Below are 20194 nucleotides of genomic sequence, written 5' to 3' on the forward strand. Positions count from 1 at the left end.
GAAGAGGGGTTCCGGTGGCCTGTGGACGCTGGTGTTGCGGGCTGTCCCGACCGCCACGTAGAGACTCGCAAACCTCAGCGGCGGATACAACCCCTTCCGGAAAGTTTTTTTTGATTCCTCGGTGTCGACTAGGTCACAGCCGTACTTCCATGGGGTGGACCCTGGCCTAAACGTTCGAGTGAAAGGACTTTAGCCCCTTCTGCTCACACAATCACACGCAGTGCACGGCGTACGCCTGTGAACGTCACGCTCGTACGCAGTCCGAGGTGGTCGCCGTCCATCTGGAGGGGCAGGGGCACCTTCGAATGCAAGGTGAACCGGTCCAGGTCGTGCAGGGACACGGCGTGCTTGCCATGGGGTCCGCGTTCGGGGGACGAAGTGAGCAACTGGGTGCCATATCGGGCGATCGCGGTCGTCGTCATACGGCTGAGAGCGAGTACGTCGAGGCCTTTATCGAACGAGGCCTTAGGCGACGCGTACATCGGGTGATTGCCCAGGAAGGTCCACGGAGAGGTGTTCGAGACTATGGAAAGGACCAGATCGGTCACCGGCTCCGCATCCGGACGCTCCACCGTGATCGTCCCGTGGCGTCGGTGCGCCTCGCCGAGGAACTGGCGCAATGCCTGGCGGACGTAGAGAGCGTGTGTGGATTTCCTGCCGCGCTCGCGCTGCTGCTCGACCCGGCCGACCACACCGGCGTCGAAGCCGAGCCCCGCGTTGAAGGTGAACCAGCGCCCCGGCACGGCCTCGTCCTCGGTGCCGGGCGTGCCGGAGGCCAGACCCAGGCCGACCGTGCGCTCGCTGCCCTCGCGCAGGGCGTCCAGGAGGGCGCCGGTGGCCTCGACGGCGTCGTTGGGCAGACCGAGGGCGCGGGCGAAGACGTTGGTGGATCCGCCGGGGACCACGGCGAGACCGGGGAGGTGCTCGGGGGCGGGGCCGGCGTGCAGGAGGCCGTTGACGACCTCGTTGACCGTGCCGTCGCCGCCCAGGGCCACGACCAGGTCGATGTCCTTGCTCTCCGCCGCCTGGCGGCCCAGGTCGCGCGCGTGGCCGCGGTACTCGGTGGTGACCGCTTCCAGCTTCATCTCGCTCGCGAGCGCGTGGATCAGGACATCGCGCGTACGTGCGCTTGTGGTGGTTGCCGCTGGATTGACCACGAGAAGTGCACGCATGGGTTGCAGCGTACCTACTGGGAAGTACCGGGCACAGGCCGAGGTAGGGATCACGTAAGACTTCGGCGCGTGAACCTTGCCACGGGGGCGTGGGGCAACCTGTGCGCGGCGGTGTGCGTTGCCCGTGCCTCACCCCTGGGGGCGCCGGGGGCGAGGGCTACTCTTCAGGGGTGAGCAGCGAGCAGACCCCCGCCACCCCCACTTCCCCCGAAAGCGCCGACCCGCGCCCGCGGCGACTGACGTACGCCGCCGCCCTGGCCGCGCTGGAAGGGCTCGCGCTCGTCGTGGGCGGCGCCTGGATGCTCGTGGAGGGCCTCGCCGGTGACCCGGACGACCGGCAGTCCGCCGTCACCGGGGGCATCACGCTGATCGTCCTCGCCCTGCTGCCGCTGCTCGCCGCGCGCGGGCTGCTCGCCCGGCGCAGCTGGAGCCGGGGCCCGGCCGTCATCACCCAGATCATGGCCCTGCCCGTCGCCTACAACCTCCTGCAGGCCGACAGCGTCGCCATCCCCGCGGGCATCGCCCTCGCCGTCGTCGCGCTGGCCGCACTGGTCCTGCTGATCAACCCGGCCACGACCGAGGCGCTCGGAATCAAGGGCCCGGGCCGAACCCAGGACGGCAAGCAGTAGCCGTACGGCCAAGGCGCGGGGCGGGTGCGGCGGCGGGCCCGGTGAACGGGCCGCGGCTGTCGGCAGAGTCCCGTGGTGCCGCGTGGGCCGAGGCGGCGGGTGGGGCCGTGGGGCTCCCGGTGGGGCACGGAAGCCGAAGGTCCCCGTCGGCCGCCGCGCCGCGTGGTCGGCGGCCCTCGGTCCGCTTTCCGGCCTACTCCTCCACCAGCAGCTTCTCCCGGAGCTGGGCCAGGGTTCGGGCCAGCAGGCGGGAGACGTGCATCTGGGAGATGCCGACCTCCTGGGCGATCTGCGACTGGGTCATGTTGCCGAAGAAACGCAGGAGGAGGATCCGCTTCTCGCGGGGCGGCAGGTCCTCCAGCAGTGGCTTGAGGGACTCGCGGTACTCGACGCCCTCCAGCGCCTCGTCCTCGGCGCCCAGGGTGTCCGCCACCGCGGGGGACTCGTCGTCGGTGTCGGGGACGTCCAGGGACAGCGTGGAGTACGCGTTGGCGGACTCCAGGCCCTCCAGGACCTCCTCCTCCGAGATGGCGAGCTTCTCGGCGAGTTCGTGGACGGTGGGGGAGCGGCCGTGCTGCTGGGAGAGCTCCGCCGTGGCCGTCGTGAGAGCCAGCCGCAGCTCCTGCAGGCGCCGCGGCACGCGGACCGCCCAGCCCTTGTCGCGGAAGTGGCGCTTGATCTCGCCCACGACCGTGGGGGTCGCGTAGGTCGAGAACTCCACCCCGCGGTCCGGGTCGAAGCGGTCGACCGACTTGATCAGGCCGATGGTGGCGACCTGGGTGAGGTCGTCCAGCGGCTCGCCGCGGTTGCGGAAGCGGCGTGCGAGGTGCTCGACGAGCGGCAGGTGCATCCGGACCAGCTGGTTGCGCAGCTCCGCGTACTCCGGGCTGCCGTCCTTCAGCGCGCGCAACTCGATGAACAGGGCGCGTGCCCCGCTGCGGTCCTGTGGGTCGTGCCGCGGGACCGGCGTGTTGTTCGCGCCCGCCGCGCCGTCCTCTGCGTTTCGCTCGTGCTCGCTCATCGTCCCGCCCGTCGCCCTTCCACGAGCCCTCGCCTCCGTCCGCACCGGGAAGACCCCGGCCGGTCCTGCCGGAGGCGCACCCTGCACGGCACCTTTCCGATCCCGCTGCCCGTCGTCCAGGAAGCCGGTGGCCGTCGTGTCGACGGTCTCCTCCTCCGGATGCGGCCGGGCCTGCTCGGGGATGCCGTCGATGCCGTCCGCCATGCGCCGGGAACCGCCGGGGGCGTCGTCGCCCAGGCTGTCGGCGCCGCTCGGGCACTCAGGGCGGTGTCCGCCCTCGGCCGGCAGCTCCCGTGTGCCGCGCTCTTCGTCCCGCACCGGCCCGTCCCCGTTCCTCACGCCGGCCCGGGTCCCGCGCCGCGCTGTTTGTAGAGGCTGATCGAAACGGTCTTGTCCTCGTCCACGGCCGACGAGACCTTGCCCGCGAGGGCCGACAGGACGGTCCAGGCGAAGGTGTCCCGTGACGGTGCGTGACCGTCCGTGGTCGGGGCCGAGACGGTGACCTCCAGCGAGTCGTCGACAAGGCGGAAGACACAGCTGAGCACCGAGCCGGGCACGGCCTGCTGGAGCAGGATCGCGCAGGCCTCGTCCACCGCGATGCGCAGGTCCTCGATCTCGTCGAGGGTGAAGTCCAAACGGGCTGCGAGGCCGGCCGTGGCCGTCCGCAGCACCGACAGGTAGGCACCCGCGGCCGGCAGCCGGACTTCCACGAAGTCCTGGGTCGCGGGCTCGCCTGCGATCTGGGACACCCTCACCTCCAAGGTGGTACAAGCTTTACGGGGGCCGAGGGTCGCCCCCCGGAGTAACGCGACGTGTGGTTCAGCGGTGACGCTACCGCGCTCTCGACTTTCCTGTCCCCGGGACCCCAACCCCTTGCCGTCACTCACAGTAAAACTGTGGACACGCTCCGTGTCTAGGGGTTTGCGGCTCCAATTGGGAAGAACGCGCGCCGGGTTGACGTACCCAGACGTCAGACGGTCGAACCGTCCTGGAACCCGGCGGTCCAGGGTCACACAAGGACATGGTCCACGAAGCACCAACGCCAGTTCTCACCAGGTTCGTGGGTGCGCATGATCGGGTGGTCGGTGTCCTTGTGGTGCTTCGTCGCGTGCTGTCCCGGCGATGAGTCGCAGCAGCCGACGTGACCGCAGGCGAGACACAGACGCAGTTGGACCGGGTGGGTACCGTCCCTCAGGCACTCCGGGCACGTGTCGCTGAGCGGCTCGGGCTCCGGGTGCGGCAGCGCGTCGGCGTGCGTGCACTGTTTCATGATTGCCAGGTTACGACGGCCGCGCGGGCGGCCGCGCGGAAAAAGAGGGCGGGCGCACGACGATGAACGAGGGCGGGCGAGGGTCATGGACGTGATGCCACTGCTGTTGCTGGTGGCGGGGAGCGCGGCGATCGCCGCGGCGGCCCGACGCACCCCGATTCCGGCGCCGCTGCTGCTGGTCGCGGCCGGCCTGGTGATCTCGTACCTTCCCGGGGTCCCCGAGTACACGCTCGACCCGGACGTGGTCCTGCCCATCATCCTGCCGCCCCTGCTGCACTCCGCGGCCACCGACAGCTCCTATCTCGACCTCAGGGCGCAAATGCGACCCGTGGCACTGCTGTCGGTGGGATACGTCCTCTTCGCGACCTTCGTCGTCGGCTGGGCGGCGTACCAGATCGTGCCGGGGCTCTCGCTGACCGGGGCGCTCGTGCTGGGGGCCGTGGTGGCGCCGCCGGACGCGGTCGCGGCGACGGCCGTGGCACGCCGCGTGGGTCTGCCCTCCCGGATCACGACCATCCTCCAGGGCGAGTCCCTGGTGAACGACGCGACCGCGATCACCGCCTACCGGGTCGCGCTCGCGGCCGCGATCGGCGAGGGCGCCACCTGGGCGGGCGGTATCGGGGAGTTCCTGCTGGCGGCCTTCGGCGGTGTCGCCGTCGGCCTGGTGCTGATGGTGCCGATCCACTGGCTGCGCACCCACCTCAAGGAACCGCTGCTGCAGAACACCCTCTCCCTGCTGATCCCGTTCGTCGCCTACGCGTCGGCCGAGCAGTTCCACGCCTCAGGGGTGCTCGCGGTCGTCGTGGTGGCCCTCTTCCTGGGACACCGCGCGTGGGAGGTCGACTTCGCGACGCGCCTCCAGGAGGACGCCGTATGGAAAATGGTCGCCTTCGTCCTGGAGTCGTCGGTGTTCGCCCTCATCGGGCTGCAACTGCCCGTCGTGCTCAGGGGCCTCGGGGAGTACGAGGGCGGCCGCGCCGCCTGGTACGCGGTCGCCGTCTTCCTCGTGGTCGTCGTGTCGCGGTTCGTCTGGGTGTATCCGGCGACCTTCCTCCCGCGCATGCTGTCCGCGCGGATCCGCGAGCGGGAGGACAACCCCACCTGGAAGGGGCCCTTCGTCATCGCCTGGGCGGGGATGCGGGGCGTCGTCTCGCTGGCCATCGCGTTCTCGATCCCGGAGCACCTGCACGACGGCGAGCCGTTCGCTGGCCGCAATCTGATCCTCTTCCTCACCTTCACGACGGTCATCGGCACCCTCGTCGTCCAGGGCGTCACCCTGCCCCCGCTGATCCGCATGCTGAAGCTCCCCGGCCGCGACCAGCAGGCCGAGACCCTCGCCGAGGCCAACGCCCAGGCGCAGGCCTCCCGGGCCGCCGAACAGCGGCTGGACGAACTCCTCTCCGACGAGCGCAACGCGCTCCCGCCGCCCCTCGCCGACCGCCTGCGCATGGTCCTGGAGCGCCGCCGCAACGCCGTCTGGGAACGCCTCGGTCAGTCCAACCCCCTCACCGGTGAGACCGTCGACGACACCTATCGCAGGCTGTCCCGGGAGATGATCGGCGCCGAGCGCGCGGTCTTCGTGAAGCTGCGGGACCTGCGCTACATCGACGACGAGATGCTGCGGACGCTGCTGCGCAGGCTGGACCTGGAGGAGGCGGCCGCGTACCGGGAGGCGACCGAGTAGGGCGTGCGCGGGTCAGGGGAAGGGGCGGCCCGTGACCACCGCCGCGAGCGTCGCCCCGCGCGGGAAGGCGCCCTCCTCTGCGAGGGCGACCAATCCATACAGCAACTTGGCGACATAGAGACGTTCCACCGGAACACCGTGGCGCATCTCGAAGTCCTCCGCGAAGGCGTCCAGTTCGGGTGGGGTGCGGGCGTAGCCGCCGAAGTGGAAGCGGTCGTCGAGCGTCCAGTCGCCGCGCGGGCCACCGAAGGCCTCGCGCTGGAGCGCCCTTGTGGCGGCCGTCAGGAAGCCGCCCCTGAGGACCGGTACGCCCAGGGCGCGCTGGCCCGGGGCGAGGCCCGCGGCCAGTCCCGCGAGGGTGCCTCCGGTGCCGCAGGCGATCGCGACGACATCGGCCCGCCCGGACAACTCCTCGCCGAGCGTCCGGCAGCCTCGTACGGCGAGCGCGTTGCTGCCCCCTTCCGGGACCAGGTGCGCGTCCTCGGCGCCCGCCGCGCGCAGCACGCGCGCGAGGACGTCCGCTTCGGTCTTGCGGCGGTACGTCGCCCGGTCGACGAAGTGCAGTCGCATGCCGTCGGCCGCGCACCGGGCGAGGGCGGGGTTCAGGGGGCGGTCGGCGAGTTCCTCACCGCGGACCACGCCGACCGTGGGCAGCCCGAGGAGGCGGCCCGCGGCGGCCGTGGCGCGCAGGTGGTTGGAGTAGGCACCGCCGAAGGTGACGACCGTACGGCCGGCCGCCGCGGTGAGGTTCGGCGCGAGCTTGCGCCACTTGTTGCCGATGATCTCGGGGTGGATCAGGTCGTCGCGCTTGAGGAGAAGGCGCAGGCCGTGCCGGGCGAAGCGGGGGTCCGACAGTTCCTGCAGGGGCGAGGGCAGGCGGGGGCGCAGGGTGTCGAGGACGGTCACGCCCCCATTGTGACCTGCGGGATCACTGCAGGCGCTCCCGGATACGGCCGCGCAGCCACGACATCGTGAAGCCTCGTGGATCCACCTTGCCCGGCTGCCACTCCAGGTGGCCGATGACCGACCGTTCCGTCCAGCCGTGGTGGCGGCACACCGCCGCCGAGACCCGCTCGATCGCCGTCAGCTGGGCGGCCGGCCAGGGATCCTCGCCGTCGCCGAGGTTCTCGCACTCGAAGCCGTAGAAGTGGCGGTTGCCGTCGGTGTTGGCCTCGTTGTCGACGGGGAGCGCCCGCTCGGCGATCACCGCGCGCAGGACCTCGTCGTCGCCGAGGCCGGCGTGGTTGGCGCGGCCGTAGCCGACGAGGTGGACGGTGCCGTTCTTCGTGATGACGCCGTGGCACAGCGGGCCCGGCAGGCCGGCGTAGCCCTCGCGGCACAGCTCCACCGTCGCCGCGCTGCCCCTGGTCACCGTGTGGTGGATCATCACGCCGTGCACCGGTCCCCAGGCGCCGACGTGGTTGCGGTTGTGGTGCTCCCAGTCGCCGACCTCGGCGACGGTGGCGCCCTCCGCCCGCAGGACGGCGAGGAATCTGCCCGCGGACATGGGTGAGGCCATGGCCCCCTCCTTCGCACTGTGCGCCGGCCACCGACCGCGGCCGGCTCGTACCCGTGCTTGTACCGAAAGCGGCGGGCTCCGACTCCTGGTTCGCACAGCGTGCGAGCTGATTCGGACAGTCAAATTCCGTTACTGAAAACGGACTTGACTGGACGTCAGTGGACAAGAATCGCGCATGTGCCCAGCCTCGTGGTGATCCATTCCCCCTCTTTCGTGTAATAGCACCGGCACGCTCCGTGAGGAAGGCTTGCCCTTGCACATCGATGCCCGGGCGCAGATCGCGTCCGGGCATGTATTGGGAGGGCAATTCCTTATGTCGGTAGGCGAAGAGATCCGCACCGAGCAGGACCGGCCGCAGCAGAGCCTCGGCACGGCAGCCGCGCGGAACCTGGCCACCACCACCAAGTCCGCACCCCAGATGCAGGAGATCAGCTCCCGCTGGCTCCTGCGCATGCTGCCCTGGGTGAACGTGCAGGGCGGCACGTACCGGGTGAACCGACGACTGAGCTATGCCGTGGGCGACGGCCGGGTGACCTTCGTGAAGACCGGAGACCGGGTCGAGGTGATCCCCGCCGAGCTGCGCGAGCTGCCGGCACTCAGGTCGTACGAGGACGACGACGTGCTCTCCGAGCTGGCCCAGCGCTGTCAGCAGCGCGAGTTCACCCCGGGTTCGGTGATCGCCTCGTTCGGCGCCCAGGCCGACGAGGTGTATCTGCTGGCCCACGGCCGGGTGGAGAAGGTCGGCACCGGCCCCTACGGCGACGACGCGGTCCTCGGAGTCCTCGCCGACGGCGCCTACTTCGGCGACCAAGCACTCCTCGACCCCGACGCCATCTGGGAGTACACCGCCCGCGCGGCCACCGCCTGCACGGTCCTCGTGCTGCCCCGCCAGGACGTCGAGCAGCTGGCGGAGCGCGCCGCCGGCCTGCGCGAGCACCTCGGGGAGCAGCGCGCGATCCCCTCGCAGCGCACCAACAAGTACGGCGAGAAGGAGATCGACCTCGCGGCGGGCCATGACGGCGAGCCCGACATCCCGCACACCTTCGTCGACTACGACGCCAGGCCCCGCGAGTACGAACTGAGCATCGCCCAGACCGTTCTGCGCATCCACACGCGCGTGGCCGACCTCTACAACCAGCCGATGAACCAGACGGAACAGCAGATCCGGCTGACCGTCGAGGCGCTCAAGGAACGCCAGGAGCACGAACTCGTCAACAACCGCGAGTTCGGGCTGCTCAACAACTGCGAGTACGACCAGCGCCTCCAGCCGCACGACGGCGTGCCCAGCCCCGACGACCTCGACGAACTGCTCAGCCGGCGCCGGGGCACCAAGCTGCTGCTCGCCCACCCGCGCGCGATCTCCGCGATCGGCCGTGAGCTCAACAAGCGCGGACTGGTCCCCGAGACCATCGACATGGGAGGCAACCGCATCCCCACCTGGCGCGGAGTGCCGATCTACCCGTGCAACAAGATCCCGGTCACCCCGGAGCGGACCACCTCGATCATCGCCATGCGTACCGGTGAGGCCGACCAGGGTGTCATCGGCCTCCAGCAGGCCGGTATCCCGGACGAGATCGAGCCGAGCCTGTCGGTGCGGTTCATGGGCATCAACGAACAGTCGATCATCAAGTACCTGGTGACGGCCTACTACTCGGCGGCCGTGCTGGTGCCGGACGCGCTCGGGGTCCTGGAGAACGTCGAGATCGGCCGCTGGAGGTGACGTTTCTGCACCTGGGAGCCGTGTCCCCGCCCACCGGGGCGGGTACACCCCGGTCGAACACCGGCGTGGAGACACCTCGGCCGACCTCCGGTGTGGAGGCACCTCGGCCCGGCTCCGGGGTGGAGGCACCCCGCAGGAGCCCGCCCACCCGCACTGGAGGACACCTGCCGACCGTCGACCCCGCCACCCCCGACAGCCCCGAGTCCCGCCCCCTCGACGGCCATGAGGCCGGGGCCGTCCTGGAGCGTGCCCGGGCGTCGGTCGATCCGGAACTGCGGTCCGCGCTGGAGTCGCTGCCCGGCTCGCTGCGCAGGATCGCGCTGTACCACTTCGGCTGGGAGCAGGCCGACGGCACCCCGGCGGCGGGGAACGCGGGCAAGGCGATCCGGCCCGCGCTCGTCCTCACCGCGGCCGCCGCGCTCGGCGGGGAGCCGGCGCGGGCGGCGGCCGTCCGGGCGGCCGTGGCGGTGGAACTGGTCCACAACTTCACGCTGCTCCACGACGACGTGATGGACCGCGACACCACCCGACGGCACCGCCCCACCGCGTGGACGGTCTTCGGCGACGCCGACGCGATCCTCGCCGGGGACGCCCTCCAGGCGTTGGCGCTGCGGTTGCTGGCCGAGGACCCGCACCCCGCGGCGGGAGCGGCCGCCGCCCGCCTCGCGGACTGTGTCGTCGAGCTGTGCGAGGGCCAGCACGAGGACACCGCCCTGCAGAAGCTCGGCCCCGCCGAGGTCACCCTCGACCAGGTACTCGTCATGGCCGAGGCCAAGACGGGCGCGCTGCTGGGCTGTGCCTGTGCGCTCGGCGCGCTGTACGCGGGCGCGTCCGCCGAGGACGTCGGGGCGATGGACGCCTTCGGCCGGGAGGCGGGCCTCGCCTTCCAGCTCATCGACGACGTGATCGGCATATGGGGCGACCCGAGCCGCACCGGCAAACCGGCCGGCGCGGATCTCGCCGCCCGCAAGAAGTCCCTCCCGGTGGTCGCCGCGCTCACCTCCGGCACGGCCGCGGCCGCGGAACTGGCCGAGCTGTACGCGGCGCCGTACGACGAGGGGGACCTGGCGCGCACGGCGCTCGCCGTCGAGGAGGCCGGCGGGCGGGACTGGGCGCAGGCGCAGGCGGCCGACCGGATGGCCCGGGCGATGGGGCAGCTGGCCCGCGCGGTGCCCGATCCGGAGGCGGCCGGCGGGCTGCTCTCCCTCGCGGAGTTCGTGACCCGGCGCAGCGCCTGATGACCCCGGAGCGCCCGGCCCCGCGCGGTTCCTGACCCCGCACGGCAGCCGGGGGCTCCGGCACGAACGGGTCCCGCACATCCCCACGGTGTGCGGGGCCCGCTTCCGCATGCGCACCGGATACTCTCAACACCCGTGTGACCGAGGGTGGTTGAGATCAAAGGGGTGGGGCATGGGCGTGGTGATACGGACGGCCGACGCAAGCGACCGGGAAGCGGTCGCGCGGCTGCTGGACGCGGCCTTCCAGGACGATCCGGTCAGCGGATGGATCTTCCCGGGGGAGGAGGAGCGCCGTACGACCCATCCCCGGCTGATGGCCGCGTTCGTCGACATCGTGCTCGCCGAGGGGCGGGTGGAGGTCACGCAGGACGGGGCGGCGTGCGCGTTGTGGCTGCCGGTGCCGGCGGAGAGCGCCGACGGGCACGACGACGAGGACGGGTTCGCGCAGCTGAGGGAGGCTGTCGATCCGGACAACGAACGGATCGAGCTGATCGGACGGCTCACGGCTGACGTCCATCCGGCCGGGCGCGCCCACGAGTACCTGTGGATGATCGGGGTGGCACCCGAGCGGCAGGGGGAGGGGCTCGGGACCGAGCTCATCGAGTCGGTTCTGGAGCGGTGCGACCGGGACGGGGTGCCGGCCTACCTGGAGGCGAGCTGCGCGCGGAGCCGGGGACTGTACGAGCGGCTCGGCTTCGAGTTGGTGGACCGGCCGCTCGATCTGCCGGACGGACCGCAGATGTGGCCCATGTGGCGCGAGCCCGGGCAGTCGAGCTAGGCGCAGCCCACGAGCATCCGCGCGAGTACGCGGACGTACATCCGCGCGAGTCGCGGACGTACCGCAGCAAGCGCTGAGGGGAGCGCCGCGGCCCCCTTCGCCCTACCCTGAGGACATGGGCACTGACGAACGCGTCTGTCCCGTCTGCGGACAGCCGGTCGAGACCGTCGTACGGCGTCACAAGACGCTGGGTGCATGGGTCCCCGTCTGGACGGGCGGCCCGTGCCACAACCCCGAGTGCGCGGCGTGCGCCGACCGGGCCGCCGACGCCGACGAGGACCACGGCGGCGCCCCCGCCGGAAAAGGTTCCTGAACCCCTGTCGAGAATCCGTCCCCGGCTCCGACGTCCCCTGTGAGAGCCGCCCGCCCCGGGTGGCCGAGCCGATCGACGCCGAAGGAGCGGAATCATGAAGTACCTGGTCATGGTGCAGGGAACACAGGCCGACTACGAGGCCATGCGCGGCAAGGGCTCCGAGAACTCCCCGGCCTGGAGCGAGCAGGAGATCCAGACGATGTACGCCTTCATGAGCGCCGTCAACGACGACCTGTCCGAGACCGGCGAGATGCTAGACGGCCAGGGGCTCGCCGAGCCCGCGAAGATCCGCCACGTCAGCCGGGGCACCGACGGCAAGGCCGTGATCACCGACGGGCCCTACAGCGAGACCAAGGAGCTGCTGTGCGGCTACTGGGTGCTGGAGTGCGAGAGCCTGGAGCGCGTCACGGAGATCGCCGAACGCATCGCCCAGTGCCCCCAGCCCGCCGGCGCCCCCGAGTACCCGGTGGTGATCCGGCCCATCCTGGACGGCGCCGGGGACATCTGAGAGCCGTGCTGCCGACGAGCGGGACCGAGGACCTGCTGCGCCTGCACGCGCCGCAGGTCCTCGGCGCGCTGGTCAGGCGGTACGGCCATTTCGACGCCGCCGAGGACGCCGTACAGGAGGCGCTGCTGGCCGCAGCCCGGCAGTGGCCGTCGGCAGGGGTGCCCGACAATCCGCGCGGGTGGCTCATCAAGGTGGCCTCGCGGCGGCTGACCGACTCGTTGCGCGCGGAGGAGGCGCGGCGGGCGCGGGAGGAGAAGGCGGTGGCGCTGGGCGTGCGCGTCACGGCGGTCGCCGACCGGGCGCCGCGCGAGGACGACACCCTGTCCCTGCTGTTCCTGTGCTGCCATCCGCGGCTCACCCCGTCCGCGCAGATCGCGCTCACCCTGCGCGCGGTCGGCGGTCTGACCACGGCGGAGATCGCCCGGGCGTATCTCGTCCCCGAGGCGACCATGGCCCAGCGCATCAGCCGGGCCAAGCAGAAGGTGCGCGGCGCGGACTTCGGGCGGCCGGAACACTGGGAGGAACGGCTGCCGGCCGTCCTGCACACCCTCTACCTGATCTTCAACGAGGGCCATACGGCGACCTCGGGACCGGCCCTGCAGCGCCGCGACCTCGCCGGCGAGGCGATCCGGCTGACCCGCACGGTGCACCGCCTCCTGCCCCACGACTGCGAGATCGCCGGCCTGCTCGCCCTGATGCTCCTCACCGACGCCCGCCGCGACGCCCGCACCGGCCCGGACGGCGACCTGGTCCCCCTCGACGAACAGGACCGCGCCCGCTGGGACAAGGCCGCGATCGAGGAGGGCGTCGCGCTGGTCACCCGGGCGCTGGCCCACCGCCGTGCCGGGCCCTACCAGATCCGTGCGGCCATCGCCGCCGTGCACGACGAGGCGCCCACGCCGGAGGCGACCGACTGGCGCGAGATCCTCGGGCTCTACGACGTGCTCGTACGGCTCGTTCCGGGCCCCGTGGAGCGGCTGAACCGGGCGGTCGCGGTCGCGATGGTGCACGGGCCGCGGGCGGGACTCGCGGAGCTGGACTCGCTGAACGACGAGTTGGGGCACCGGCTGGACGCCGTACGCGGACATCTGCTGGAGCGGGCCGGTTCGCACGCACAGGCGCGGGCCGCGTACGAGTCGGCGGCCGCCAAGACCCTGAGCCTTCCCGAGCAGCGCTATCTGCAGGGGCGGGCGGCACGGCTGAGGCCTTAACGTGACGGCATGTCCACAACGAACCTCATCGTGCACCTGACCGAACGCTCCCTCTGGGAGGAGGCCCGGGCCCGGGGCACGTACGAGATCTCGACGCGCGGCCGCACCCTCCAGGAGGAGGGGTTCATCCACTGCTCGACACGCGAGCAACTGCCGCGCACGGCGGCGGCCTTCTACGCCGGCCTGCCGGACCTGGTCGTCCTCGTCATCGACCCCGCCCGTCTCGGCGTACCGCTGAAGTACGAGGCTCCCGAGCCCGGTGCCGAGGAGTTCCCGCACATCTACGGGCCCCTTCCGGTGGAGGCGGTCGTCGACGTGGAGCCGTGGGGGTGAGCGGTCGGCGCCCATGGCGCTGGGCCCTGCTGGTGTGGGCGGTTCTCGTGGTCGTGGCGGGTGGGCTGACGCTCTGGCTCCAGGACTCGGCGGAGCCGCAGGGCCCGTTGGGCCGGCAGGGGGCGAGTCCGACGCCCTCGCTCCCGAAGGGGTGGGAGTCGGCGTGCGCCGGCGCCACCCCCGACGAGGAGGGCCGGGTCCTCTGCATCGTCATGAAGCGCTAGGCGGACCGCCGGTTTCCGGGTCCCGGCCCGTCAGGCAGTACAGGCCGCCGGCCGGGTCCCTCATCACCGTCCAGCTCCTGCCCTCGGCGACGAACTCCGCGCCCAGACGCTCGTGTTCCGCCCGTGTCGCCCCGATGTCCGCGCAGGCCAGGTCCAGATGGGCGCCGGCGGGGCGTTCCTCGTCGAGGCGCTGGAGAAGGATGCGGACCGGGAGCCCGGGCGGGGGCACGAGGACGTGGAACTCGGGCAGGGAGCCCGAACGCGACTCCCAGTCGGGCAACAGGGCCGTCCAGAAGGCGACTTCGGCGTCGAACAGGGACGGCGGGACGTCCTGGCAGACCTGGTCGAGCCGACTGCCGCGGAACACCGGCGGGCGGGCGGACTGTCCGCGCCAAGGGTCGGCGCAGAACAGCTGGCCCGCGGGGGAGCGCAGCACGACCAACGTCCCCTGATCGGCGACCACATGCGCGCCGAGCGCCTGGGCGGCTCTCGCGAACTTCCGTACGTCGTCCACACAGAAGTCGAGATGCGCACCGCCGGGCCCGGAGGCGACGGCCTGCGCCTTCACACCGGCGTCGGCTCCGTCGGAAGGCTCCAACGTCACGAACTCCCGCCGCTCACCCCGGAACTCGGACAGCCGCGAGCCCGTGACGGCGGTCCAGAAGTCACAGGCCTGGGCGAAGCGGGGAACCGGCCGGTCCACGAAGGCATAGGTCCAGTGCGTACTCATACCGGTGATCGTAAGGGTCCCGAACGGGCGCGGGGCTGTGTTGACGAGCGGCTCCACCGCGTGGGCGCGACCCGTCGCGACGGCGCGGCGGACGACTCAGTCGCCCGACGACTCCATGAACCGCAGCATGTTCCCCGCCGGATCCCGAAAAGCGCAGTCCCGCACCCCGTACGGCATGTCCGTCGGCTCCTGGATCACCTCGGCCCCGGACTCCCGCACGCGCGCGAACAGGGCGTCGCAGTCGGTGGTCGTGAAGTTGACCCCCCGCAGCAGCCCTTTCGCCAGCAGTCGGGCCATCGCCTCCTTGTCCGCGGGGGAGGCGTCCGGGTCGGCGGCGGGCGGCTCCAGGACGATGTCCACGTCCGGCTGCAGCGGCGAGCCGACGGTCACCCAGCGCATGCCCTCGTACCCGACGTCACCCCGTACCTCCATGCCGAGGACGTCCCGGTAGAACGCGATCGCCTTGTCGTGGTCGTCGACGGCGATGAAGCAATTCTTGAGCTTGATGTCCATGGCTTCACGTTAGGCCCGGCGGGGCCGGGTGTGCCTGCGGACCACACACGGCGGGATCCCCGCGATCTCCTCGTGCGGGCGGGCCCGGTAGGCGCTCGGTGTCTCGCCGACCAGCTCCGTGAACCGGGAGCTGAAGGAGCCCAGGGAGGTGCACCCCACGGCCATGCAGACCTCGGTGACGGACAGGTCGCCCCGCCGCAGCAGGGCCTTCGCGCGCTCGATGCGCCGGGTCATGAGATAGCCGTACGGCGTCTCCCCGAACTCCGCGCGGAAGCTGCGCTGGAAATGGCCCGGTGACATCAGCGCGGTGCGGGCGAGCGCGGGCACGTCGAGCGGCTCGGTGTACTCCCGGTCCATCCGGTCCCGCGCCTGCCGCAGCCGCACCAGGTCCTCGATGCTCACCATCACGCCAGCATCGCACGACGCTCACCGGCTGGGCGCGGGGACCTGGAACGGGCTTTGCCTCACGTTCGCCTCCCGTACGGAAGCGCTTGCTCCCATGAGAGGCATGGACCACATCACGTTCCTCGTGGCGGTCGTCATCGTCACAGCCCTGGCCTTCGACTTCACCAACGGATTCCACGACACCGCCAACGCCATGGCGACGTCCATCGCGACCGGCGCACTCAAACCCAGGACCGCGGTCCTGGTGAGCGGTGTCCTGAACATCGTGGGCGCCTTCCTGTCGACCGAGGTCGCCAAGACGATCTCCGGTGGCATCGTGGACGACACCCTGGTCTCACCGGGGATGATCTTCGCGGGGCTGGTCGGAGCGATTCTGTGGAACCTGCTGACCTGGCTGGTCGGCCTGCCGTCGAGCTCGTCGCACGCGCTGTTCGGCGGGCTGATCGGCGCGGTGTGGGTGGGTGCGGGCTCCCACGGCGTGCACTTCGACAAGGTGGTCGAGAAGATCCTGATCCCCGCGGTGGCCTCCCCCGTGGTCGCGGGCGTGGCGGCGCTGATCGCCACCTACCTCGCCTACAAGCTCACCGCCCGCGCCCGCAAGGACTCGGTGACCAAGGGCTTCCGGCTCGGCCAGATCGCCTCCGCGTCCCTCGTCTCCCTCGCGCACGGCACCAACGACGCCCAGAAGACCATGGGCGTGATCACCCTCACCCTCATCTCGGCGGGCGCGCTCGGCCACGACGCCGGTCCGCCGGTCTGGGTCATCGCCTCCGCGGGTCTCGCGATCGGCCTCGGCACCTACCTCGGCGGCTGGCGGATCATCCGCACCATGGGCAAGGGGCTCACCGAGATCCAGTCCCCGCAGGGCTTCGCCGCGGAGACCGCGTCCACGACGGTCATCCTGACCTCCGCCCACCTCGGCTTCGCCCTGTCGACCACCCAGGTCGCCTCGGGCAGCATCCTCGGCGCGGGTCTCGGCCGCAGGCTCGCGGAGGTCCGCTGGGGCATCGCGGGCAAGATGGTCCTCGCCTGGCTGATCACCCTGCCCGCCGCAGCGCTGGTGGGTGGCGTCTCCGCGAGCGCGGTCAAGCACGGCGGCGACTTCGGCACCGTCGTCGTGGCCCTGGTCGGCGCGGCCGTCGCCGCGGGCATCGTCCTCGTCTCCCGCCGCAACCCGGTGAGCGCGCACAACGTGAACGACACCCACGAGGTCACCATCCGTACCGAGCCGCCGACGCGTGTCGGTACGGCCGCCTGAGACCCAGGAGTTCCTGTCATGATCATCGACTGGACCGCACTCGGCCAGGTCACCGCGGTGAGCATCGGCGTCACCGTCGCCGTGGTCGTCGTCTTCGCCCTCGGGGTGCTCGGCCTCGCCCGCTTCGAGGGGGCGGGGGAGGACGGCACCGGCACGTCGACTCTCGGCGTCGTCCAGGCCGGCCTGTGTTTCCTCGCCTGCGCGGCGGTGGTGGCGTACGGCATCCATCTGATCGTGCCCCAGTTCCACTGACCCACCGAGCTGAGAGGGGCCCCAGGATGACGCCCTTGCTGACCGATCTGCAGGTCGACTACACCGACCCCGACGACCCCGTGCTCATCCGCCCGGACGGCAGTCCGATCGACACCTGGCGGGAGAACTACCCCTACGCGCACCGCATGGAGCGCAAGGAGTACGACTGGCACAAACGGCTCCAGCAGATCGAACTGCTGAAGCTGCAGAGCTGGATCAAGGAGACCGGGCGCCGGCTCGTCATCGTGTTCGAGGGACGGGACGCGGCCGGCAAGGGCGGCACCATCAAGCGCTTCACGGAGCATCTGAACCCCCGTGGCGCGCGGGTGGTGGCCCTGGAGAAGCCGACCGAGCGAGAGCGCGGACAGTGGTACTTCCAGCGGTACGTCGAACATCTGCCGACCGCGGGCGAGATCGTGCTGTTCGACCGGTCCTGGTACAACCGGGCCGGGGTGGAGCGGGTCATGGGCTTCTGCTCCGACGACGAGTACCGGCGCTTCACGCGGCAGGCCCCGCTGTTCGAGCGGATGCTCGTGGACGACGGAGTGGACCTGCTGAAGTTCTGGTTCTCGGTCTCCCAGGGCGAGCAGCGCACCCGCTTCACCATCCGTCAGATCGACCCCGTACGGCAGTGGAAGCTCAGCCCCATGGACCTGGCCTCCCTGGACCGCTGGGACGACTACACCGCCGCCAAGGTCGCCATGTTCCGTGAGACGGACACCCAGTTCGCGCCCTGGACCGTGGTCAAGAGCAACGACAAGAAGCGGGCCCGCGTCGAGGCCATGCGCAGCGTCCTGGCCCGCTTCGACTACTCCGACAAGGACGACGAGGTCGTCGGCACCCCGGACCCGCGGATCGTGGGCGCGGCGGCGGGACTGCTGGAGGCGGGCGAGGACTAGACCGTCCGGCGGACGGACGAACGACGGAGGGGCCCGGTCCGTACGGACCGGGCCCCTCCGGGGGTACTCCCGTCGGCCTGCGATGGTGCACCGATCGCGGGTCGACGGAGGCCGACGAGGTCAGGCCTTCTTGGTCTCCCAGAAGATCTTGTCGATCTGGGCGATGTAGTCCAGGGCCTTCTGACCGGTGGCCGGGTCGGTCGACGCCTTGGCGGCCGAGAGGGCCTTCAGGGTGTCGTTGACCAGCTGGTGCAGCTCCGGGTACTTCTCGAAGTGCGGGGGCTTGAAGTAGTCGCTCCAGAGCACGGAAACGTGGTGCTTCGCGAGCTCGGCGCGCTGCTCCTTGATGACAACGGCACGCGCCTGGAAGTGCGGGTCGTCGTTGGCGGCCATCTTCTCCTGCACGGCCTTCACCGACTCCGCCTCGATGCGGGCCTGGGCCGGGTCGTACACACCGCAGGGCAGGTCGCAGTGTGCGCTGACCTTGACCTTGGGGGCAAACAGGCGGGAAAGCATGGAGCATTCCTTCCTCGTGATCGTCTTCTCAGGTGCGACATTACTCCCTGGGAGAGCCGAATTCGCGGGTGCCCCCATGGGCTTAGGACAAAAGTCCGGGGTCAGACTGAGACTGGTGGATGAACGTACCGGGGAGGTGCCGGGGATGCCGGAGCTGTCGCAGGAGACCGAGCGGGGGAGGTCCTTGCTGCCCTTCGTGGGGGTGGCCGAGGTGACCGGGCCGTCGATGGTGCCCACGCTCCGGCACGGGGACCAGCTCGTCGTGCACTGGGGGGCCAGGGTCGGCCCCGGTGACATCGTGGTCCTGCGGCATCCGTTCCAGCAGGACCTGCTCGTCGTCAAGCGGGCCGTGGAGCGGCGCGAGGGCGGCTGGTGGGTGCTCGGGGACAACGCGTTCGCGGGCGGAGACAGCACGGACTACGGCGTCGTCCCGGAGGAACTCGTCCTCGGCAAGGCCCGGCTCAGGTACCGGCCGCCCGGGCCCGCTCAGCGCTCCCCGCTGGCCGCCGTGCGCTGGGCGCTGTCCGCGGTGCGGCCCGTCTTCCCCGACCGGTCGGCCTCCAGGCGCTTGCGGGCCCGGTAGGCGGCCACGTTGGCGCGGGTGGCGCAGCGGTCGGAGCAGTAGCGCCTGGAGCGGTTCGTCGAGGTGTCGAGATAGGCGTTGCGGCACGGGGACGCCTCGCACAGGCCGAGCCGGTCCACGCCGTACTCGGTGAGGTGGAACGCCAGACCCATCGCCGCGATCGCCGCGTACCCGGCGGTGGCGTTGGACGGGTGGTCCGCCAGGTGCATGTGCCACAGCGGGCGGCCGTCGTCGTCGCGGAAGTCGTGCCCGGAGATCTGCGGGTTCACCGGGAACTCCAGCAGCAACGAGTTCAGCAGGTTCACCGCCGTCTCCTCGTCGCCCTGGTCCGCGGCCTCGAAGACCGCCCGCAGCCGCGCCCGCACCGAACGGAAGCGGGTGACGTCGGCCTCGGTGACCCGGCGGCCCGCCTCCTGGCTGACACCGAACAGGTCGCGGACGGCCTCGACAGAGGTCAGGGAGTCCTTGCCGCGGGCCGGGTCCTCGCTGTTGACCAGACGTACGGCGTAGTCCGAGTAATAGGCCAGTTCCACTTGTAGTCCTTACGGAGGCGTTCTATCGTCGTGGTGCGGTCGGGTAACAGCTGATCGTGCTTCCAGGGTATTACGACAGTGAGCGGACAGGGGGCTCCCATGACGACGGGTGTCGGCACCGACTGGCAGGCCTGGCAGGAGAGCTGGGACCGGCAGCAGGAGTGGTACATGCCGGACCGCGAGGAGCGGTTCCGGGTCATGCTGGACATGGTCGAGGCCCTCGTCGGGCCCCGGCCGCGCGTGCTGGACCTCGCATGCGGCACGGGAACCATCACGGCCAGGCTGCTCGCCCGGTTCCCGGACGCCACCAGCACCGGCGTGGACCTCGACCCGGCGCTCCTCACCATCGCCGAGGGCACCTTCGCGGGCGACGAGCGGGTCACCTTCGTGACGGCCGACCTCAAGGACCCGGACTGGCCCGCGGGACTGCCGTACGACTCCTACGACGCCGTCCTGACCGCCACGGCCCTGCACTGGCTGCACAGCGAACCCCTCTCGGCCCTCTACGGGCGGATCGCCGAACTCGTCCGCGACGGCGGTGTCTTCATGAACGCGGACCACATGATCGACGAGTCCACGCCCCGGATCAACGCGGCCGAACGCGCACAGCGCCACGCACACATGGAGCGGGCCAGGCAGGACGGCGCCCTCGACTGGGCCGCCTGGTGGGAGGTCGCCGCCGCCGACCCCGTGCTCGCGGAACCCACGGCCCGGCGCTTCGAGATCTACGGCGAGCACGCGGAGGGCGACACGCCGTCGGCCCAGTGGCACGCGCGCGTGCTGCGCGAACAGGGCTTCGGCGAGGCCCGGCCGGTGTGGTGCTCGCCGTCGGACACGCTGCTGCTCGCGCTGAAGTAGGGGCACGCGAAAGGGGCGGTACGACAC

At 71.1% G+C, this 20194-nt stretch carries 26 protein-coding genes; 15 read left to right on the forward strand and 11 right to left on the reverse strand.

Going from position 1 to position 20194, the window contains the following annotated elements:
• Positions 1-203: 203 nt before the first annotated feature.
• A complete protein-coding gene (locus IOD14_RS07160; protein ID WP_123991580.1) occupies positions 204-1172 on the reverse strand; it encodes a diacylglycerol kinase family protein in 969 nt (322 codons plus the stop codon).
• 170 nt (positions 1173-1342) lie between these two features.
• On the opposite strand from IOD14_RS07160, the gene IOD14_RS07165 reads away from it, so the two are divergent.
• Entirely contained in the window at positions 1343-1801 is a 459-nt protein-coding gene (locus IOD14_RS07165) for a hypothetical protein (RefSeq protein ID WP_212669895.1), read from the forward strand.
• A 193-nt stretch (positions 1802-1994) separates the two neighbouring features.
• Here IOD14_RS07165 and IOD14_RS07170 read toward each other — a convergent pair whose 3' ends face one another.
• The 3 genes from IOD14_RS07170 to IOD14_RS07180 all read right to left on the reverse strand — a co-directional run bounded on the left by IOD14_RS07170 (position 1995) and on the right by IOD14_RS07180 (position 4092).
• Positions 1995-3140 (reverse strand): RNA polymerase sigma factor SigF, encoded by a 1146-nt coding sequence (locus IOD14_RS07170; protein WP_174269234.1) that lies wholly within the window; start codon positions 3138-3140, stop codon positions 1995-1997.
• A gap of 17 nt (positions 3141-3157) precedes the next feature.
• On the reverse strand, positions 3158-3571 hold the full coding sequence (locus IOD14_RS07175; RefSeq protein ID WP_004925829.1) for an anti-sigma regulatory factor: 414 nt from the start codon (positions 3569-3571) through the stop codon (positions 3158-3160).
• Positions 3572-3831: 260 nt separating this feature from the next.
• Positions 3832-4092 carry a UBP-type zinc finger domain-containing protein gene (locus IOD14_RS07180; protein ID WP_123991583.1) on the reverse strand — a complete coding sequence of 87 codons (261 nt, stop codon included), beginning with the start codon at positions 4090-4092 and terminating at the stop codon, positions 3832-3834.
• 85 nt (positions 4093-4177) lie between these two features.
• Between IOD14_RS07180 and IOD14_RS07185 the strand changes: the two genes are divergently transcribed.
• On the forward strand, positions 4178-5776 hold the full coding sequence (locus IOD14_RS07185; protein WP_123991584.1) for a Na+/H+ antiporter: 1599 nt from the start codon (positions 4178-4180) through the stop codon (positions 5774-5776).
• Positions 5777-5788: 12 nt separating this feature from the next.
• Here the strand turns inward: IOD14_RS07185 and IOD14_RS07190 are convergent, their stop codons facing one another.
• Together IOD14_RS07190 and IOD14_RS07195 are read right to left on the reverse strand one after the other, a co-directional pair.
• Positions 5789-6682: a pyridoxal-phosphate dependent enzyme gene (locus tag IOD14_RS07190; protein ID WP_212669896.1), complete on the reverse strand. Its 894-nt coding sequence runs from the start codon at positions 6680-6682 to the stop codon at positions 5789-5791.
• A gap of 22 nt (positions 6683-6704) precedes the next feature.
• Positions 6705-7295 (reverse strand): N-acetylmuramoyl-L-alanine amidase, encoded by a 591-nt coding sequence (locus tag IOD14_RS07195; protein WP_123991586.1) that lies wholly within the window; start codon positions 7293-7295, stop codon positions 6705-6707.
• Positions 7296-7608: 313 nt separating this feature from the next.
• Between IOD14_RS07195 and IOD14_RS07200 the strand changes: the two genes are divergently transcribed.
• The 8 genes from IOD14_RS07200 to IOD14_RS07235 all read left to right on the forward strand — a co-directional run bounded on the left by IOD14_RS07200 (position 7609) and on the right by IOD14_RS07235 (position 13620).
• Complete coding sequence (locus tag IOD14_RS07200; protein ID WP_123991587.1) at positions 7609-9015, forward strand: family 2B encapsulin nanocompartment shell protein; 1407 nt, start codon at positions 7609-7611, stop codon at positions 9013-9015.
• A 164-nt stretch (positions 9016-9179) separates the two neighbouring features.
• On the forward strand, positions 9180-10253 hold the full coding sequence (locus IOD14_RS07205) for a family 2 encapsulin nanocompartment cargo protein polyprenyl transferase (protein WP_249126253.1): 1074 nt from the start codon (positions 9180-9182) through the stop codon (positions 10251-10253).
• 172 nt (positions 10254-10425) lie between these two features.
• Entirely contained in the window at positions 10426-11031 is a 606-nt protein-coding gene (locus tag IOD14_RS07210; protein WP_212669898.1) for a GNAT family N-acetyltransferase, read from the forward strand.
• A gap of 115 nt (positions 11032-11146) precedes the next feature.
• Positions 11147-11344, forward strand: coding sequence for a hypothetical protein (locus IOD14_RS07215; RefSeq protein ID WP_123991590.1), 198 nt, complete (start codon positions 11147-11149; stop codon positions 11342-11344).
• 94 nt (positions 11345-11438) lie between these two features.
• A complete protein-coding gene (locus IOD14_RS07220) occupies positions 11439-11852 on the forward strand; it encodes a YciI family protein (protein ID WP_123991591.1) in 414 nt (137 codons plus the stop codon).
• 5 nt (positions 11853-11857) lie between these two features.
• Positions 11858-13063, forward strand: coding sequence for a sigma-70 family RNA polymerase sigma factor (locus tag IOD14_RS07225; RefSeq protein ID WP_212669899.1), 1206 nt, complete (start codon positions 11858-11860; stop codon positions 13061-13063).
• A 9-nt stretch (positions 13064-13072) separates the two neighbouring features.
• On the forward strand, positions 13073-13396 hold the full coding sequence (locus IOD14_RS07230; protein WP_212669900.1) for a DUF952 domain-containing protein: 324 nt from the start codon (positions 13073-13075) through the stop codon (positions 13394-13396).
• Positions 13393-13620, forward strand: coding sequence for a hypothetical protein (locus IOD14_RS07235; protein ID WP_249125859.1), 228 nt, complete (start codon positions 13393-13395; stop codon positions 13618-13620). The genes IOD14_RS07230 and IOD14_RS07235 overlap by 4 nt, the downstream gene beginning before the upstream one ends.
• On the opposite strand, the gene IOD14_RS07240 is transcribed toward IOD14_RS07235, so the two are convergent.
• The 3 genes from IOD14_RS07240 to IOD14_RS07250 all read right to left on the reverse strand — a co-directional run bounded on the left by IOD14_RS07240 (position 13607) and on the right by IOD14_RS07250 (position 15268).
• Positions 13607-14350, reverse strand: a complete 744-nt coding sequence (locus tag IOD14_RS07240; protein WP_212669902.1) for a VOC family protein — start codon at positions 14348-14350, stop codon at positions 13607-13609. The two genes, IOD14_RS07235 and IOD14_RS07240, sit on opposite strands and share 14 nt — an antisense overlap.
• Positions 14351-14446: 96 nt before the next feature.
• Entirely contained in the window at positions 14447-14863 is a 417-nt protein-coding gene (locus IOD14_RS07245) for a VOC family protein (protein WP_123991596.1), read from the reverse strand.
• A gap of 9 nt (positions 14864-14872) precedes the next feature.
• Positions 14873-15268: a helix-turn-helix transcriptional regulator gene (locus IOD14_RS07250; RefSeq protein WP_123991597.1), complete on the reverse strand. Its 396-nt coding sequence runs from the start codon at positions 15266-15268 to the stop codon at positions 14873-14875.
• Positions 15269-15371: 103 nt separating this feature from the next.
• On the opposite strand from IOD14_RS07250, the gene IOD14_RS07255 reads away from it, so the two are divergent.
• Genes IOD14_RS07255 through ppk2 form a run of 3 tightly spaced genes read left to right on the forward strand, consistent with a single transcriptional unit; the run spans position 15372 to position 17677 of the window.
• Positions 15372-16526, forward strand: a complete 1155-nt coding sequence (locus IOD14_RS07255; RefSeq protein WP_212669903.1) for an inorganic phosphate transporter — start codon at positions 15372-15374, stop codon at positions 16524-16526.
• An 18-nt stretch (positions 16527-16544) separates the two neighbouring features.
• The gene (locus tag IOD14_RS07260) at positions 16545-16778 is read left to right on the forward strand and encodes a hypothetical protein (RefSeq protein WP_212669904.1); all 234 of its coding nucleotides are present in this window, start codon (positions 16545-16547) and stop codon (positions 16776-16778) included.
• Positions 16779-16804: 26 nt separating this feature from the next.
• Positions 16805-17677 (forward strand): polyphosphate kinase 2, encoded by an 873-nt coding sequence (gene ppk2 / locus IOD14_RS07265; protein WP_212669905.1) that lies wholly within the window; start codon positions 16805-16807, stop codon positions 17675-17677.
• A 120-nt stretch (positions 17678-17797) separates the two neighbouring features.
• On the opposite strand, the gene sodN is transcribed toward ppk2, so the two are convergent.
• On the reverse strand, positions 17798-18193 hold the full coding sequence (gene sodN, locus IOD14_RS07270) for a superoxide dismutase, Ni (protein WP_123991601.1): 396 nt from the start codon (positions 18191-18193) through the stop codon (positions 17798-17800).
• A 145-nt stretch (positions 18194-18338) separates the two neighbouring features.
• On the opposite strand from sodN, the gene sodX reads away from it, so the two are divergent.
• Positions 18339-18776: a nickel-type superoxide dismutase maturation protease gene (gene sodX, locus IOD14_RS07275; protein ID WP_123992873.1), complete on the forward strand. Its 438-nt coding sequence runs from the start codon at positions 18339-18341 to the stop codon at positions 18774-18776.
• Here sodX and IOD14_RS07280 read toward each other — a convergent pair.
• Positions 18680-19309, reverse strand: coding sequence for a CGNR zinc finger domain-containing protein (locus IOD14_RS07280; RefSeq protein WP_123991602.1), 630 nt, complete (start codon positions 19307-19309; stop codon positions 18680-18682). The genes sodX and IOD14_RS07280 overlap by 97 nt on opposite strands.
• Before the next feature lie 99 nt (positions 19310-19408).
• Between IOD14_RS07280 and IOD14_RS07285 the strand changes: the two genes are divergently transcribed.
• The gene (locus IOD14_RS07285; RefSeq protein ID WP_123991603.1) at positions 19409-20167 is read left to right on the forward strand and encodes a class I SAM-dependent methyltransferase; all 759 of its coding nucleotides are present in this window, start codon (positions 19409-19411) and stop codon (positions 20165-20167) included.
• Positions 20168-20194: the final 27 nt, after the last annotated feature.

The organism is Streptomyces sp. A2-16, assembly GCF_018128905.1.
In the GTDB taxonomy this organism is placed as follows: Bacteria; Actinomycetota; Actinomycetes; order Streptomycetales; family Streptomycetaceae; genus Streptomyces.

Coding starts and splice junctions, on each gene's coding strand:
- IOD14_RS07160 (WP_123991580.1), bottom strand. CDS start 1,172: ATGCGTGCACTTCTCGTGGTCAATCCAGCGGCAACCACCACAAGCGCA.
- IOD14_RS07180 (WP_123991583.1), bottom strand. CDS start 4,092: ATGAAACAGTGCACGCACGCCGACGCGCTGCCGCACCCGGAGCCCGAG.
- IOD14_RS07185 (WP_123991584.1), top strand. CDS start 4,178: ATGGACGTGATGCCACTGCTGTTGCTGGTGGCGGGGAGCGCGGCGATC.
- IOD14_RS07195 (WP_123991586.1), bottom strand. CDS start 7,295: ATGGCCTCACCCATGTCCGCGGGCAGATTCCTCGCCGTCCTGCGGGCG.
- IOD14_RS07200 (WP_123991587.1), top strand. CDS start 7,609: ATGTCGGTAGGCGAAGAGATCCGCACCGAGCAGGACCGGCCGCAGCAG.
- IOD14_RS07210 (WP_212669898.1), top strand. CDS start 10,426: ATGGGCGTGGTGATACGGACGGCCGACGCAAGCGACCGGGAAGCGGTC.
- IOD14_RS07215 (WP_123991590.1), top strand. CDS start 11,147: ATGGGCACTGACGAACGCGTCTGTCCCGTCTGCGGACAGCCGGTCGAG.
- IOD14_RS07220 (WP_123991591.1), top strand. CDS start 11,439: ATGAAGTACCTGGTCATGGTGCAGGGAACACAGGCCGACTACGAGGCC.
- IOD14_RS07230 (WP_212669900.1), top strand. CDS start 13,073: ATGTCCACAACGAACCTCATCGTGCACCTGACCGAACGCTCCCTCTGG.
- IOD14_RS07240 (WP_212669902.1), bottom strand. CDS start 14,350: ATGAGTACGCACTGGACCTATGCCTTCGTGGACCGGCCGGTTCCCCGC.
- IOD14_RS07245 (WP_123991596.1), bottom strand. CDS start 14,863: ATGGACATCAAGCTCAAGAATTGCTTCATCGCCGTCGACGACCACGAC.
- IOD14_RS07250 (WP_123991597.1), bottom strand. CDS start 15,268: ATGGTGAGCATCGAGGACCTGGTGCGGCTGCGGCAGGCGCGGGACCGG.
- IOD14_RS07255 (WP_212669903.1), top strand. CDS start 15,372: ATGGACCACATCACGTTCCTCGTGGCGGTCGTCATCGTCACAGCCCTG.
- IOD14_RS07260 (WP_212669904.1), top strand. CDS start 16,545: ATGATCATCGACTGGACCGCACTCGGCCAGGTCACCGCGGTGAGCATC.
- ppk2 (WP_212669905.1), top strand. CDS start 16,805: ATGACGCCCTTGCTGACCGATCTGCAGGTCGACTACACCGACCCCGAC.
- sodN (WP_123991601.1), bottom strand. CDS start 18,193: ATGCTTTCCCGCCTGTTTGCCCCCAAGGTCAAGGTCAGCGCACACTGC.
- sodX (WP_123992873.1), top strand. CDS start 18,339: ATGCCGGAGCTGTCGCAGGAGACCGAGCGGGGGAGGTCCTTGCTGCCC.
- IOD14_RS07285 (WP_123991603.1), top strand. CDS start 19,409: ATGACGACGGGTGTCGGCACCGACTGGCAGGCCTGGCAGGAGAGCTGG.